Source organism: Paractinoplanes ovalisporus (genome assembly GCF_016834655.1).
In the GTDB taxonomy this organism is placed as follows: domain Bacteria; phylum Actinomycetota; class Actinomycetes; order Mycobacteriales; family Micromonosporaceae; genus Actinoplanes; species Actinoplanes ovalisporus.
Genome location: NZ_JAENHP010000009.1, coordinates 193,507 through 207,195, shown reverse-complemented (window position 1 = coordinate 207,195; position 13,689 = coordinate 193,507). Strand labels below are relative to the sequence as shown.

Here is a 13,689-nt window from a genome sequence, read left to right as displayed (position 1 = left end):
GGCCGGGGCCGTTGTCGTCAGTCGGTTTTCCGGGCCACCCTCAGCACGCGGAAGCCCTTCTGGCTGGCCACACGCTCCACATCCCAGCCGCCCTCGACGAGCCAGGTGTGCAGCGAGTCACCACCGAGATGCCGGTTGATCACCAGCCAGGCCACGCCGCCGGGTGCGAGCCGGGGCAGCCAGCGCTCCATCAGCGCCCGCAGCTCGGCCTTGCCGACGTGGGTGGGCGGGTTGCTCCAGATCTGGTCGAAGCTCACCCCGTCGGGCACCTGGCCGGGCTCGACGACGTGGACGCGGGCCGCCAGCCCGAGCGTCCCGGCGTTGACCGCGGTCAGCTCGCGGGCGCGCGAGTTCACGTCGACCGCATAGACCGTCGCCCCGGGAGATTCGCTCGCGAGCACGCAGGTGATCGGCCCGTAGCCGCACCCGAGGTCGAGGAACGTGCCCGTGACCCCGGCCGACGGCAGGTCGCCCTTGCGAAGCAGCACGGCCGTGCCCGGGTCGAGCCGGCCCGCGCTGAACACGCCGGCGGCGACGGCCAGCCGGTAGTCACGGCCGGCGACGCTGAACTCGATCTCGCCGCGACGGTCGGGCGTGGTCGGCTCGGCGCTGAAGTAATGATCGGCGCTCACCGGACCAGTCTGCCGCCGGTCAACGCGCGAGCGCGCACGGGGGTGCCGCACAATCTGTGCGTTCATTGATCACCATGCGCTCCTAGCGTGGTCGCCATGCGGTACGGCACCCCTTCTCGAGCAGCCCACCGCGCGACCGCCGACGGCGGCCTGGTGCTCCTGGTCCGCGGCATCGGATCGGGCGGACAGCATCGGCCGTCGCCGGCGCCACCCCTCCCGCGCCCCCGCAAACCTCCGGGCCGGCGCCGGGCGGCGGTGGCTCCGGCGTTGATCGTCGAGCCGCAGCGGGCCGCGCAGTGGCTCACCCGAGGCCTGGCCGGGGTGATCATCCTCGGCCTGGCCCTGATGATCGGCTTCCTGGTGACGGGACCCGATCGGCGTCAACAAACCTCCGGCGCCGCGGCCGCGCCGGCGCTCGACTCATTGACCCTCGGCGAGATCTTTCCGGATCAGGACGATCTGCGACCGGCGGGCGCCACGGGGGCCTACCGGATCGAGATGCGGCACTTCGACACGGACTGCCGCGAGGCCACCACCGGGGAGCTGGGCGCGCTGCTGGCCCGCAACGGGTGCAGCGAGGTGGCGCGAGCCGGGCTGACCTCGCCGTACGGGGGTTACCGGGTCACCGCCGGGGTGTTCACGCTGGCCGACGCCCAGAGCGCCGCCACGGTGAACGACCTGGTGCGCGAACAGGTGGTCAGCGGGGCCGGCGGGTTCACGACGATCCCGGCCGGCGCCGGCGGTGACCCGGCGACGGCCTCGATCGGCTGGCACGTACGGGAGAACTTCCTGCTCTACTGCGTGATCACCCGGCCCGACGGGACGTTGGTGCACGACGACGACCCGTACGCGAAGAGGATCACCGCCGAGATCGTGGACAACCACCTCGGCGGGGTCCTGAGCGGCCGGGCGGCTCCCCCACAGCCGCCCGGTTCGCTCCTCTAAGAGCGCATCCTTCTCGTGGCCTCGGCCCGGGCGGCATAGTCGTCCTCGCCGGGATAGCCGACCTCGATCAGCGTGAGCCCGTGGGCCGGCGCCACCGTGACCTCGCTCGAGCGTTCCGTACGGGTGAGCAGCGTCGACGGCCAGCCCGGGTCACGCCGCCCGTCCCCCACGACCAGCAGCGCCCCGACCAGGCTGCGCACCATCGACTGGCAGAACGCGTCGGCCTGCACCGTGGCCACGACCACGCCGTCCGGGTCGCGCCGCCAGTCGAACCGCGTGATCGCCCGGATCGTGGTCGCGTGCTCCTTGCGCTTGCAGTAGGCCGCGTAGTCGTGCTCGCCGGTCAGCCCGCCCGCGGCCACGTTGAGCCGGTCGAGGTCGAGCGGCCGCACCCAGCCGATCGTGTCGTGGCGCCGCAGCGGTTCCGGGCCCCACCCGGTGTCGGCGACCCGGTATTCGTAGCGGCGGAACGTGGCCGAGAACCGCGCGTCGAACGTCGGCGGCACCGGGGTGACCGCCTTGACCCGGGCGTCGGGCGGCATCAGCGCGGCCAGCCTCCGCATCAGCGACGATTCGAGCTCCCCGTAGACGCCGGTCGGCAGGTCGATGTGGCAGACCTGGCCCGAGGCGTGCACCCCCGCGTCCGTACGCCCGGCGACCGTGAGGCCCAGCGGGGTGTCCACGCCCACGAGTCGCCCGAGCGCCTCCACCAGCACGCCCGCCACCGTGCGGCGCCCCGGCTGGGCGGCCCACCCGGAGAAATCGGCGCCGTCGTACGACACGTCGAGTCTCAACCGGACGGTTTCCGTCATCGCGCAGCTCTCCCCATGACAAAGAAAGAACCCGGCACCCCCGTACGGGGTGCCGGGCCTTCTGACAACCTGAGAACTCAGGCCTTGGTGTCGGTGTCTTCGCCCTCGGCCTTGTCGCCGGGACCCTCGGCACCCTTGTCACCGGAGGCGTTCACCGGCGGCTCGGCGTCCTGGTCGGCGGTCGCGGCCGGAGCCTCGTCCTCGCGGGCCAGAGCCTCGACCTTGTCCTGCTGCGCGGCGGCCTTGCGGGCCGCCTTCTTGGCCGGGGCGGTGGTCGCCGCGACCTGCAGCTCCTCGACCAGCTCGATGACGGCCATGGGAGCGGCGTCACCCTTGCGCGGGCCGGTCTTGGTGATCCGGGTGTAGCCACCCGGCCGGTTGCCGTAACGCGGAGCGATCTGCTCGAACAGGGCGTACACGACGTCCTTGTCCTTCACCGTGGCCAGCACCCGGCGACGCGAGTGCAGGTCGCCGCGCTTGGCCTTGGTGACGAGCTGCTCAGCCAGGGGGCGCAGCCGGCGGGCCTTGGCCTCAGTGGTCTTGATCTTCCCGTGCCGGAAAAGCTCGGTGGCCAGGTTGGCCAGGATGAGCTTCTCGTGCGCCGGGCTGCCGCCGAGGCGGGCTCCCTTGGTGGGCGTGGGCATTGCGAATGCTCCTTGTAAAAGGCGGCCGGGGGCTCTTTAGAGCTGCTCGGTCTCGCGGTAATCGTCGGTGTCGTAGTCCACGTCGCCGAACGAGTCCACGACGTGCGCGGGGTCGAAGGACGGCGCGCTGTCCTTGAGGCCCAGCCCCATTCCGGCGAGCTTCATCTTGACCTCGTCGATGCTCTTCTGACCGAAATTCCTTATATCCAGAAGGTCGGCCTCCGTCCGCCCGATGAGTTCACCAACGCTGTTGATGCCCTCACGCTTGAGACAGTTGTACGACCGGACGGTCAGGTCCAGCTCCTCGATCGGCAGCGCCAGATCGGCCGCGAGCTGCGCGTCCTGCGGCGACGGGCCGATGTCGATGCCCTCGGCGGTCTCGTCCAGCTCACGGCACAGGCCGAACAGCTCGACCAGGGTCGAACCGGCCGAGGCCAGCGCGGTGCGGGGCGAGATGGAAGCCTTGGACTCGACGTCGATGATCAGACGGTCGAAGTCGGTGCGCTGCTCGACACGGGTCGCCTCGACGCGGTAGGTCACCTTCATGACCGGCGAGTAGATCGAGTCGACCGGGATGCGGCCGATCTCGGCGCCGGCGCTCTTGTTCTGCGCCGCCGTGACGTAGCCACGGCCCCGCTCGACGGTGAGCTCCATGTCGAGCCGGCCCTTGCTGTTGAGCGTGGCCAGCTTGAGGTCGGGGTTGTGCACGGACACGCCGGCCGGGGGCTGGATGTCACCGGCGGTGACGTCGCCCGGGCCCTGCTTGCGCAGGTACATGCTGACCGGCTCGTCGTGCTCGGAGCTGACGGTGAGCTCCTTGACGTTCATGACCAGCTCGACCACGTCCTCCTTGACACCGGGGATCGTGGTGAACTCGTGCAGGACGCCGTCGATCTTGATGCTGGTGACCGCCGCGCCGGGGATGGACGACAGCAGGGTACGCCGCAGCGAGTTGCCGAGGGTGTACCCGAAACCCGGCTCCAAAGGCTCGATGGTGAACCGGGAGCGGGTCTCGCTGATCGACTCCTCGGAGAGGGTCGGCCGCTGGCTGATGAGCACGCGTTTCTTCTTTCTGTCAGGCCACCCACTATTTGATGGCCATCGGGATGATGCAGCCCAGTGCCGGCCCCGAGGGCCGGCACTGGGCGGAGCGCTACTTGGAGTAGAGCTCGACGATCAGCTGCTCCTGGACCTGGGTGTCGATGACACCGCGGGCCGGGAGCGAGTGAACGAGAACCTTCATCTCGCTCGGGATGGGCTCGAGCCACGCCGGCACGGGCCGCTGACCGGCCTGGGCCTGGGCGACGACGAAGGGGGTCATCTCCTTCGACTTCTCCCGCGTGGTCACGATGTCGTGCTCCTTGACGCGGTACGACGGGACGTCGACCTTCACGCCGTTGACCAGGAAGTGGCCGTGCTTGACCAGCTGCCGGGCCATGTCCCGGGACTGCGCGAGGCCGGCCCGGTAGACGACGTTGTCGAGACGCGACTCGAGGATCTGCAGCAGCACCTCACCGGTCTTGCCGGGCTTGGTGACAGCCTCCTCGTAGTAACCGCGGAACTGCTTCTCGAGCACGCCGTAGACGCGGCGGGCCTTCTGCTTCTCGCGGTGCTGGAGCAGGTACTCGGTCTCCTTGGTCCGGCCACGGCCGTGCTGGCCGGGCGGGAAGGGACGCGACTCGAACGGGCACTTGGGCCCGTCGCACTTGCTGCCCTTGAGGAACAGCTTCATCTTTTCGCGGCGGCAGCGCTTGCAGTCCGCACCTGTATAACGAGCCATCTCTATCTCTCTCTCAGACCCGGCGGCGCTTCGGCGGGCGGCAACCGTTGTGCGGCTGGGGCGTCACGTCACTGATCTGCCCGACCTCGAGGCCGGCGGCCTGGAGCGAACGGATCGCGGTCTCGCGGCCGGAGCCGGGACCCTTGACGAAGACGTCGACCTTGCGCATGCCGTGCTCCATCGCCCGGCGAGCGGCGGCCTCGGCGGCCAGCTGCGCGGCGAACGGGGTCGACTTGCGCGAGCCCTTGAAGCCAACCTGGCCCGAGGAGGCCCAGGAAATGACCGCACCGGTCGGGTCGGTGATCGACACGATGGTGTTGTTGAAGGTGCTCTTGATGTGCGCCTGCCCGTGGGCGACGTTCTTGCGTTCCTTGCGCCGGACCTTCTTGACTGCGGCCCCTGCGCGTGCCTTCGGTGGCATAAGTCAGTGCGCTCCTATTACTTCCGACCCGGCTTCTTCTTACCAGCGACCGTGCGCTTCGGACCCTTGCGCGTACGCGCGTTGGTCCGGGTGCGCTGACCCCGCACGGGCAGACCCCGGCGGTGACGGATGCCGGCGTAGCAGCCGATCTCGACCTTGCGGCGGATGTCCGCGGCGACCTCGCGGCGCAGGTCACCCTCAACCTTGAAATTGCCCTCGATGTAGTCGCGGAGCTGGACCAGCTCCTCGTCCGTGAGGTCCTTGGCGCGCTTGTTCAGGTCGATCGCGGTGGCAGTCAGTGCCTCGACGGCACGGGTGCGACCGATCCCGTAGATGTAGGTGAGCGCGATCTCCATACGCTTCTCGCGTGGGAGATCGACGCCGACGAGTCGTGCCATAAGTGGGCGTACTCCTCAGGATCAATTCGGAGGTCTGTGCCCCTCCCACCCCGTCTGCCCGGACGGGCCCCGGCCTCCGCGCCGGGGGTACGGCCACTGACGTGGCCCTGGGACGAGCTTGTTCGTGATGCCGGATCTGGCAGCTTTACCGGGGACTCAGCCCTGGCGCTGCTTGTGGCGCGCGTCGGTCTTGCAGATGACCATGACGCGGCCGTGCCGCCGGATGACCCGGCAGTTGTTGCAGATCCGCTTGACGCTCGGCTTGACCTTCACGGTTTGCCTTAACTCTCAGTCGGACGGGAACTAGTTGCTCCCCGTACCCCACACTCGATGAACCGCTCCGAGGAGGACCAGCTCACTTGTAGCGGTAGACGATTCGCCCACGGGTGAGGTCGTACGGCGAGAGCTCGACGACGACTCTGTCCTCGGGAAGGATGCGGATGTAGTGCTGCCGCATCTTGCCGGAGATGTGTGCAAGAACCTTGTGACCATTGGCGAGCTCAACGCGGAACATGGCGTTCGGCAGGGGCTCGATCACGCGGCCCTCGATCTCGATGGCTCCGTCTTTCTTAGGCATGTCCTCCGCTACCTGACATTGGGGTTCGGGTCTGGCTGTGCAGCGTCTTACCCGAGTACGGTGTGCGAACTCGGACCAGCCGCGGCTCCCCGCCGCCCTCGAAGCGCTGAGGACATGCGGGAGTGGACGCTGCGCGCCAGCTAGCCAGTGTACGCGCGCCGCAACGGCCACGCCAAACCGAGGTCGCCCTGACCCGGAGTCGGGTGTGTCGGCCCGTTAAAAATCGGACAGAGCGGCCGAATTCACTCGCCGGTGGCCGGTCGGCGGGGCTTCGGCGGCAGATCACCCCGCGAGACCGCCTCCGCGATGAACGCCTTGCGCTGCTCCTTGGTCGGCTTCGCGGGCAGTTCCCCGGCCGCGATGGCCCGGTTGTAGAGCGCCTTACGGTCGCGCTTGTGTTCCCGCAGCCGGCGCCGGTGCTCCTGCTCGGCGGCGTGCTTGCGCGGCTCGCCCTGGGCCAGGCCCCCGGCCGTGCGCAGCAGCAGCACGACACCCCACGGCCCGAGCACCCAGACCGGCCAGTAGAAGATCGTCTCGTTGCTCGCCAGCGCGGCGACGCCCCAGATCAGCGTGAAGAAGACGGCGGCCTTGGCCCACGCGCCCCACACGTGCGCCATCCAGGCCCCGGTGGCCTTCTCGGTGGCCTTGTCCCCGGTCATGACCGGGGAGGGCGGCTGCGGGGCCGCCGGCACGATCGGAGCCGCGTTGGGCAGGTCGGTCAGCAGACGGTCGAGGTCGGCGTAAGTCTTGGCCGAATAGGCCCCCTGGACCCGCTCGTCGTACTCGGTGAGGTCGAGCCGGCCCTCCTCGAGCGCGAGCTGCAACTGCTCGGCGACCTTCCGGCGGTCCTCGTCGGCTGCCCGCATTCCCTCCCGGCCCATGCCTTCCATGGTGACAACCCTCTTCCAGTACGGGTCGGGTCAGTGCCCGCGGCCGCCGAAGCGCTGCCCGAAGAAGCCGAGGATCAGCGGGATGAGCATCCAGACCGGCCACGGGTAGATCCAGTGGCCCGACGCCACCATGGTGAAGACCCAGATCAGCGTGCAGACGACCACGACGCCCGCATATCCGCCGACCCACTGCCGGGGGCTGGGTTCGGGCGCGGCCGGTGCTCCCACGCCGGCTGCCGGCGAGGGCGGCGCGGCGGCCGGCTGGACCTGCGAATGCTGCACGGGCACCGTGCCGGGCAGGTCGTCGAGCAGCCCGTCGAGGTCGGCGTAGGTCTTGGCCCCGTACGTCTTCTGGAGCCGCTCGTCGTACTCGTGGAGATCGAGACGACCTTCGTCGAGCGCCGTCTTCAACTGTTCCGCGACCGCCTTACGGTCGGCGTCGCCCGCCCGCATGTCTTCCCGACCCATGCGTCCCAGCATGCCCGAGAGAATCACCCATCGGTAGTCAGGGCTGACGCGAGGTGACGAGATCGCCGAGCCGGGCCCGGCCCCCGTCGACCGCGGTGGTCACCCAGACGCCGTCTTCGAGGAGGCACATCGTGTGCTCGACGTGGGACGCGATCGAGTTGTCGCGGGTCACCACGGTCCAGCCGTCCGACAGCTCGGCCGTGCGGGGCGAGCCCATCGTGATCATCGGCTCGATCGCCAGGCACAGGCCGGGCTCCAGGCGCGGACCCTTGCCGGGCTTGCCGTGGTTGAGCACATGCGGGTCCTGGTGCATCTCGGTGCCGATGCCGTGCCCGCCGTAGCCGTCGACGATGCCGTAGCGGCCCGCCTTGCGAACCGTCTTCTCGACGTTGAACGAGATGTCGGTGAGCCGGCCCCGGCCGTTGGCCGCTCCCCGGGCCGCGGCGGCGATGCCGGCCCACATGGCGTCCTCGGCCACCTGGGCCATCTTGAGCAGGGCCGGGTCGGTCTCACCGACCCCGACCGTGATGGCCGAGTCGCCGTGCCAGCCGTCCAGGATCGCGCCGCAGTCGAGCGAGATCAGGTCGCCCTCGCTCAGCACCTGCTCGGCGCTCGGGATGCCGTGGACGACCTGCTCGTTGACCGAGGCGCAGATCGAGGCCGGGAAGCCGTGGTAGCCCTTGAACGAGGGCACCGCCCCGGCGTCGCGGATGACCTTCTCGGCGATCGCGTCGAGGTCGGCCGTCGACACACCGGGCGCCACGGCGTCCCGCATCGCGTCGAGCGCGGCGGCGACCACCAGGCCGGCGCCGCGCATCTTCTCGATCTGTTCCGGGGTCTTCAGCTGGATGTCCAGCTGGGGGCGGCGCATGTCAGCCCCCGTAGGACCGCAGGGCGTCGATGGCGCGCACCGTGACGTCCTCGACCGGTCCGGTCGCGTCGATACCTACCAGCTTGCCCTGAGCGCCGTAGAAGTCGACCAGAGGTGCGGTCTTCTCGGCGTACTCGACCAGGCGGTTGGCGATGGTCTCGGCCTTGTCGTCGTCCCGCTGGAACAGCTCCGACCCACAGCGGTCGCAGATGTTCTCCTTGCTGGTCGGGTCGAACTCGACGTGCCAGATCTTGCCGCAGCCCCGGCAGGTCCGGCGGCCGGACAGCCGCCGGATGACCTCGTCGTCGTCGACCACGAGCTCCATCACCAGGTCGAGCGCCGTTCCGAGGTCGGCCAGCAGCTTGTCGAGCGCCGAGGCCTGCGGGACCGTGCGCGGGAAGCCGTCGAGCAGGAAGCCGTCACCGGCGTCCGGCTCGGCCAGCCGGTCCCGGACCATGTTGATGGTCACTTCGTCCGGAACCAGCTGACCCGCGTCCATGTACCGCTTGGCTTCGACCCCCAGCGGCGTGCCCTGGGAGACGTTGGCGCGGAAGATGTCGCCTGTCGAGATCTTCGGTACGGCCAGATGGGCGGCGATGAACTCAGCCTGGGTCCCCTTGCCGGCCCCCGGAGGGCCCACCAGTACCAGCCGCACCTACATCGCCTCGCTTCGGTGAGAACGAGCCTCGCATACCGCCGACGCAAGAGCCCCCCGGCTCCGCGTCCCCACTACCGGAGGAACCCTTCGTAGTTGCGCTGCATCAGCTGGCTCTCGATCTGCTTCACGGTCTCCAGACCCACACCCACCATGATCAGCACTGCGGTACCGCCGAACGGGAAGTTCTGGTACTGCTGCTGGTTCAGCCAGATGAAGAAGAAGTTCGGCAGGACCGAGATCAGACCAAGGTACAGCGCGCCCGGCAGGGTGATCCGGCTGAGGATGAAGTCCAGGTAGTCGGCGGTGGGCTTGCCCGGGCGGATACCCGGAACGAATCCACCGTACTTCTTCATGTTGTCCGCGACCTCGGTCGGGTTGAACGTGATCGAGACGTAGAAGTACGTGAAGAAGATGATCAGCAGGAAGTAGACCCCGATGTACAGCGCGCTCGTGGGGTCGGCCAGCCACTTCTGGATCCAGACCTGGTAGCCCTTGAGGTTGTTCGGGTCGAAGAACTGCAGGTACAGCTGCGGCAGGTACAGCAGCGACGACGCGAAGATGACCGGGACGACACCGGCCTGGTTGACCTTCAGCGGGATGTAGGTCGACGTGCCGCCGTACATCCGGCGGCCGATCATGCGCTTGGCGTACTGCACGGGGATGCGCCGCTGCGCCTGCTCGATGAAGACCACGAGGCCGATGATGACCAGAACCAGCAGGATGACCAGGATGAACTTGGCGACGCCGCTCGACTCCTTGATCGTCCAGCCTTCACCGGGGAGGCGGGCCGCGATCGACGTGAAGATCAGGACGGACATGCCGTTGCCGACGCCGCGGTCGGTGATGAGCTCGCCGAGCCACATCACCATGCCGGTGCCGGCGGTCATGGTCAGAACCAGGACCGAGAGCGTGAGCCACATCGGCAGCCCGGTGTTCTCCGGGATGATCTGCAGCGTGGCGTCGTTCTGGTCACAGGCGTTGCCGAAGAGCTGACCGGTCCGCGCCAGGGCGACGAACGCCGAGGACTGCAGGACGGCGAGCCCGAGAGTGAGGTACCGGGTGTACTGCGTGATCTTTGCCTGGCCGGACTGGCCCTCCTTGCGAAGCTGCTCGAGGCGGGGAATGACCACGGTCAGCAGCTGCAGAATGATGGAGGCCGTGATGTACGGCATGATGCCCAGCGCGAACACCGACAACTGGAGCAGCGCGCCACCTGAGAAGAGGTTCAACAGGTTGAGCACGCCACCGTCGGCGTTCTGAGAGTTCACGATGTCGAGGCACCGCCGCACGTTGGTGTAGGAGACACCAGGGCTGGGCAAGGTGGCACCGAGCCTGTACAGCGCAATGATAAAGATCGTGAACAGCAGTTTCTTGCGCAGGTCAGGCGTCCGGAACGCACTGGTAAAGGCGGAGAGCAACTTCTTCCTCCTGCGCGAGGTTACCGTCGAAATCGACGGGTGGGGGAAGGCATCGGTCCGGACGACCGATATCCCTAGCTGGGAACGGACTCTAACAGTCTTGGCGCAACGCGGTGAGTCACGGTAGCGCTCACCGCGCGTAGGCATTTGACCGGCTTGCGAAACCGCAGGTCAGACGCCACAAAGGGGATGCTGCCCGAGCGACGCGTTTTGCGGCGCCCGGGCAGTCACCCCCACAAGCCTCACAGCTGGGTGGTGGACCCACCAGCAGCGGCGATCTTCTCCTTGGCCGACTCGCTGAACGCGTGCGCGCTGATCGTCAGCGACACGCCGCCCAGCTCACCCGAGCCGAGGACCTTGACCGGCTGGTTCTTGCGAACCGCGCCGGCCTCGAACAGCTCGTCCGGTCCGACCTCGCCGCCGTTCGGGAACAGCTCGGCGAGACGGTCCAGGTTCACGACCTGGAAGACGACCTTGTTGCGGGGCCGGTTCTTGAGCCCCTTGAGCTTCGGCAGGCGCATGTGGAGGGGCATCTGCCCACCCTCGAACGCCGCCGGCGTGTTCTTCCGGGCACCGGTGCCCTTGGTGCCGCGACCGGCGGTCTTGCCCTTGGAGCCCTCACCACGACCCACACGGGTCTTGGGGGTCTTGGCTCCGGGCGCCGGACGCAGGTGGTGGACCTTGATCGCCATTACTCGACCTCCTCAACAGTCACGAGGTGGTTCACGGCGAAGATCATGCCCCGAATCTCGGGGCGGTCCTCCTTGACCACCACATCATTGATCCGCTTCAGCCCGAGCGACCGCAGGGAGTCCCGCTGGTTCTGCTTGCGGCCGATCTCGGACCGGATCTGGGTGACCTTCAAACGGGCCATCAGTGCACCGCCGCTTCCGCACGCGCCGCCAGCATGGCCGCCGGCGCCACGTCCTCGACCGGGAGGCCACGGCGGGCCGCGACCTGCTCCGGCGACTCGAGGCCCCGCAGGGCCGCGACGGTCGCGTGCACGATGTTGATCGGGTTCGACGAGCCCAGGCTCTTCGAGAGCACGTCGTGGATGCCCGCGCACTCCAGCACTGCACGCACCGGGCCACCGGCGATGACACCGGTACCAGCCGAGGCCGGCTTGAGGAGCACGACACCCGCGGCAGCTTCGCCGGTGATCGGGTGCGGGATCGTGGCGCCGATCCGCGGAACCTTGAAGAAGTGCTTCTTGGCCTCCTCGACGCCCTTGGCGATGGCCGCGGGCACCTCCTTGGCCTTTCCGTATCCGATACCGACGGTGCCGTCGCCGTCGCCCACGATCACCAGAGCGGTGAAGCTGAAGCGACGACCACCCTTGACCACCTTGGCGACACGGTTGATCGCGACGACCCGCTCGAGGTGCGGGGTCTTCTCGACGGGCGCGTTGCCGCGGCCGCCCTCACGGCGGTTGTCCCGGCGGTTGCCACCCTCGGTGTTACCGCCGGACCCGCCGCCTCGGCGCTGCTGACCAGGCATTGGTCAATTCCTCCTAGAACTCGAGTCCGGCTTCGCGAGCGGCATCGGCAAGCGCGGCGATACGCCCCGCGTACTTGTTGCCACCGCGGTCGAAGACGACCTTGGACACGCCAGCGGCCTTGGCCCGCTCGGCGAGGAGCGAACCGACCTTGCCGGCCTGAGCGCTCTTGTCACCCTCGCCGCCCCGCAGGGACGAGTCGAGGGTCGACGCCGAGGCCAGCGTGTGGCCCTTGAGGTCGTCGATGATCTGCGCGGTGATGTGCCGCGAAGAACGGGTGACGACCAGGCGGGGACGCTCGGCGGTGCCACGGACGTTCCGGCGGACCCGGAAGTGCCGACGCGCCTTTCCGACAGCCCGCTTGGCGGCGGCACCCGCGCCATTGCGACGCTTGAGCAGCGTGGCGGTCACTTCTTACCTGCCTTTCCGGCCTTGCGGCGGATGACCTCGCCCTGGTACTTCACGCCCTTGCCCTTGTAAGGCTCCGGCGGGCGGATCTTCCGGATGTTGGCGGCGACCTCGCCGACCAGCTGCTTGTCGATACCCGCAACCGTGAACTGGGTCGGCTTCTCGACAGAGAAGCTGATTCCGGCCGGCGGCACGACGTTGACCGGGTGCGAGAAGCCCAGGGCGAACTCGAGGTCCTTGCCCTTGGCCGTGACCCGGTAGCCGGTGCCGTTGATCTCCAGCGTCTTCTTGTAGCCCTCGGTGACGCCGATGATCATGTTGGCGACCAGGGTACGCGAGAGGCCGTGGAGCTCCTTGGCCTTGCGCTCGTCGTTGGGGCGGTTGACGTGCAGCTCGGCACCCTCCTGAGCGACCGTGATCGGCTCGGAGACGGTGTGCGAGAGCTCGCCCTTGGGGCCCTTGACCTTGACAGTCTGGCCCGTGATGGTGACATCGACGCCGGCCGGGACCGGGATCGACTTACGTCCGATTCGCGACATGGTTTCTCAGTCTCCAGTTACCAGACGAAGGCGAGGACTTCCCCGCCAACGCTCCGCTTGCGGGCCTGCCGGTCGGTCAGCAGTCCCTGGGACGTCGAAATGATCGCGACGCCCAGGCCACCGAGCACCCGGGGGAGCTCGTCGGACTTGGCGTAAACCCGGAGGCCGGGCTTCGAGACGCGCTTGATGCCGGCGAGGCTGCGCTCGCGGTTCTGGCCGTACTTGAGCTCAACGACCAGACGCTTGCCGACAGCGCCTTCCTCGGGCTCCTCAGCCGTCCAGGAGGCGATGTAGCCCTCGCTCTTGAGGACCTCGGCGATGTTCGCCTTGATCTTCGAGAAGGGCATGGTCACCTTGTCGTGGTACGCCTGGTTGGCGTTACGCAGACGCGTCAGCATGTCTGCGATCGGGTCCGTCATCGTCATGGGTGTTCGTCAACCTTTCTCGCCGGGGTTCCCACCGTGGGGGCAGGCCTACGGCGAAGCGGTGTATCAACCCGGCCTTCAGTCCGCTTTTGGGCGGTGGGCTGGGGCGGTTGGATGGGGTTACCAGGAAGCCTTCGACACGCCGGGCAGCTCGCCGCGGTGGGCCATGTCCCGCACACAAACGCGGCACAGGCCGAACTTGCGGTAGACCGAGTGCGGGCGACCGCACTTCTGGCAGCGGGTGTAAGCACGCACGGCGAACTTCGGCTTCGCGGCCGCCTTGATGATCAGCGCCTTCTTAGCCATGC

22 protein-coding genes are annotated in these 13,689 nt (G+C 68.3%); 1 reads left to right on the top strand and 21 read right to left on the bottom strand.

Features of this window, described 5'->3' with window-relative positions:
• Window positions 1–17 precede the first annotated feature (17 nt).
• On the bottom strand, window positions 18–632 hold the full coding sequence (locus JIG36_RS26925; RefSeq protein WP_203379173.1) for a class I SAM-dependent methyltransferase: 615 nt from the start codon (window positions 630–632) through the stop codon (window positions 18–20).
• 96 nt (window positions 633–728) lie between these two features.
• On the opposite strand from JIG36_RS26925, the gene JIG36_RS26920 reads away from it, so the two are divergent.
• The gene (locus tag JIG36_RS26920; protein ID WP_203379172.1) at window positions 729–1,577 is read left to right on the top strand and encodes a hypothetical protein; all 849 of its coding nucleotides are present in this window, start codon (window positions 729–731) and stop codon (window positions 1,575–1,577) included.
• Here JIG36_RS26920 and truA read toward each other — a convergent pair.
• The 20 genes from truA to JIG36_RS26820 all read right to left on the bottom strand — a co-directional run bounded on the left by truA (window position 1,574) and on the right by JIG36_RS26820 (window position 13,687).
• Window positions 1,574–2,389 carry a tRNA pseudouridine(38-40) synthase TruA gene (truA, locus tag JIG36_RS26915; RefSeq protein ID WP_203379171.1) on the bottom strand — a complete coding sequence of 272 codons (816 nt, stop codon included), beginning with the start codon at window positions 2,387–2,389 and terminating at the stop codon, window positions 1,574–1,576. The two genes, JIG36_RS26920 and truA, sit on opposite strands and share 4 nt — an antisense overlap.
• A 77-nt stretch (window positions 2,390–2,466) precedes the next feature.
• Window positions 2,467–3,033, bottom strand: a complete 567-nt coding sequence (rplQ, locus tag JIG36_RS26910; RefSeq protein WP_203379170.1) for a 50S ribosomal protein L17 — start codon at window positions 3,031–3,033, stop codon at window positions 2,467–2,469.
• Between the two features lie 36 nt (window positions 3,034–3,069).
• Window positions 3,070–4,092 carry a DNA-directed RNA polymerase subunit alpha gene (locus tag JIG36_RS26905; protein ID WP_097322755.1) on the bottom strand — a complete coding sequence of 341 codons (1,023 nt, stop codon included), beginning with the start codon at window positions 4,090–4,092 and terminating at the stop codon, window positions 3,070–3,072.
• Window positions 4,093–4,186: 94 nt separating this feature from the next.
• Window positions 4,187–4,813 carry a 30S ribosomal protein S4 gene (gene rpsD, locus JIG36_RS26900; protein WP_203379169.1) on the bottom strand — a complete coding sequence of 209 codons (627 nt, stop codon included), beginning with the start codon at window positions 4,811–4,813 and terminating at the stop codon, window positions 4,187–4,189.
• A 13-nt stretch (window positions 4,814–4,826) separates the two neighbouring features.
• Window positions 4,827–5,234 carry a 30S ribosomal protein S11 gene (gene rpsK / locus JIG36_RS26895; protein ID WP_014440747.1) on the bottom strand — a complete coding sequence of 136 codons (408 nt, stop codon included), beginning with the start codon at window positions 5,232–5,234 and terminating at the stop codon, window positions 4,827–4,829.
• Between the two features lie 17 nt (window positions 5,235–5,251).
• Window positions 5,252–5,632 carry a 30S ribosomal protein S13 gene (gene rpsM, locus JIG36_RS26890; RefSeq protein ID WP_133873210.1) on the bottom strand — a complete coding sequence of 127 codons (381 nt, stop codon included), beginning with the start codon at window positions 5,630–5,632 and terminating at the stop codon, window positions 5,252–5,254.
• A 156-nt stretch (window positions 5,633–5,788) separates the two neighbouring features.
• A complete protein-coding gene (gene rpmJ / locus JIG36_RS26885; protein ID WP_015619018.1) occupies window positions 5,789–5,905 on the bottom strand; it encodes a 50S ribosomal protein L36 in 117 nt (38 codons plus the stop codon).
• Between the two features lie 82 nt (window positions 5,906–5,987).
• Window positions 5,988–6,209, bottom strand: coding sequence for a translation initiation factor IF-1 (gene infA, locus JIG36_RS26880; RefSeq protein WP_007073013.1), 222 nt, complete (start codon window positions 6,207–6,209; stop codon window positions 5,988–5,990).
• A 242-nt stretch (window positions 6,210–6,451) separates the two neighbouring features.
• A complete protein-coding gene (locus tag JIG36_RS26875) occupies window positions 6,452–7,090 on the bottom strand; it encodes a DUF1707 SHOCT-like domain-containing protein (RefSeq protein WP_236048286.1) in 639 nt (212 codons plus the stop codon).
• A 39-nt stretch (window positions 7,091–7,129) separates the two neighbouring features.
• Window positions 7,130–7,567, bottom strand: a complete 438-nt coding sequence (locus JIG36_RS26870) for a DUF1707 SHOCT-like domain-containing protein (RefSeq protein ID WP_236048285.1) — start codon at window positions 7,565–7,567, stop codon at window positions 7,130–7,132.
• Window positions 7,568–7,604: 37 nt separating this feature from the next.
• On the bottom strand, window positions 7,605–8,438 hold the full coding sequence (gene map, locus JIG36_RS26865; RefSeq protein ID WP_203379168.1) for a type I methionyl aminopeptidase: 834 nt from the start codon (window positions 8,436–8,438) through the stop codon (window positions 7,605–7,607).
• A gap of 1 nt (window position 8,439) precedes the next feature.
• Complete coding sequence (locus JIG36_RS26860) at window positions 8,440–9,093, bottom strand: adenylate kinase (protein WP_030436520.1); 654 nt, start codon at window positions 9,091–9,093, stop codon at window positions 8,440–8,442.
• Window positions 9,094–9,167: 74 nt separating this feature from the next.
• Complete coding sequence (gene secY, locus JIG36_RS26855; RefSeq protein WP_203379167.1) at window positions 9,168–10,514, bottom strand: preprotein translocase subunit SecY; 1,347 nt, start codon at window positions 10,512–10,514, stop codon at window positions 9,168–9,170.
• 242 nt (window positions 10,515–10,756) lie between these two features.
• Window positions 10,757–11,206, bottom strand: a complete 450-nt coding sequence (gene rplO, locus JIG36_RS26850) for a 50S ribosomal protein L15 (protein WP_203379166.1) — start codon at window positions 11,204–11,206, stop codon at window positions 10,757–10,759.
• Window positions 11,206–11,388, bottom strand: coding sequence for a 50S ribosomal protein L30 (gene rpmD, locus JIG36_RS26845; protein WP_014687772.1), 183 nt, complete (start codon window positions 11,386–11,388; stop codon window positions 11,206–11,208). The genes rplO and rpmD overlap by 1 nt, the downstream gene beginning before the upstream one ends.
• Complete coding sequence (rpsE, locus tag JIG36_RS26840) at window positions 11,388–12,011, bottom strand: 30S ribosomal protein S5 (RefSeq protein WP_203379165.1); 624 nt, start codon at window positions 12,009–12,011, stop codon at window positions 11,388–11,390. The genes rpmD and rpsE overlap by 1 nt, the downstream gene beginning before the upstream one ends.
• Window positions 12,012–12,024: 13 nt before the next feature.
• Window positions 12,025–12,420 (bottom strand): 50S ribosomal protein L18, encoded by a 396-nt coding sequence (gene rplR / locus JIG36_RS26835; RefSeq protein ID WP_438870761.1) that lies wholly within the window; start codon window positions 12,418–12,420, stop codon window positions 12,025–12,027.
• Window positions 12,417–12,956 carry a 50S ribosomal protein L6 gene (gene rplF, locus JIG36_RS26830; RefSeq protein ID WP_203379164.1) on the bottom strand — a complete coding sequence of 180 codons (540 nt, stop codon included), beginning with the start codon at window positions 12,954–12,956 and terminating at the stop codon, window positions 12,417–12,419. The genes rplR and rplF overlap by 4 nt, the downstream gene beginning before the upstream one ends.
• 17 nt (window positions 12,957–12,973) lie before the next feature.
• On the bottom strand, window positions 12,974–13,381 hold the full coding sequence (rpsH, locus tag JIG36_RS26825; protein WP_203379163.1) for a 30S ribosomal protein S8: 408 nt from the start codon (window positions 13,379–13,381) through the stop codon (window positions 12,974–12,976).
• A gap of 120 nt (window positions 13,382–13,501) precedes the next feature.
• Entirely contained in the window at window positions 13,502–13,687 is a 186-nt protein-coding gene (locus tag JIG36_RS26820; RefSeq protein WP_014440734.1) for a type Z 30S ribosomal protein S14, read from the bottom strand.
• Window positions 13,688–13,689 lie beyond the last annotated feature (2 nt).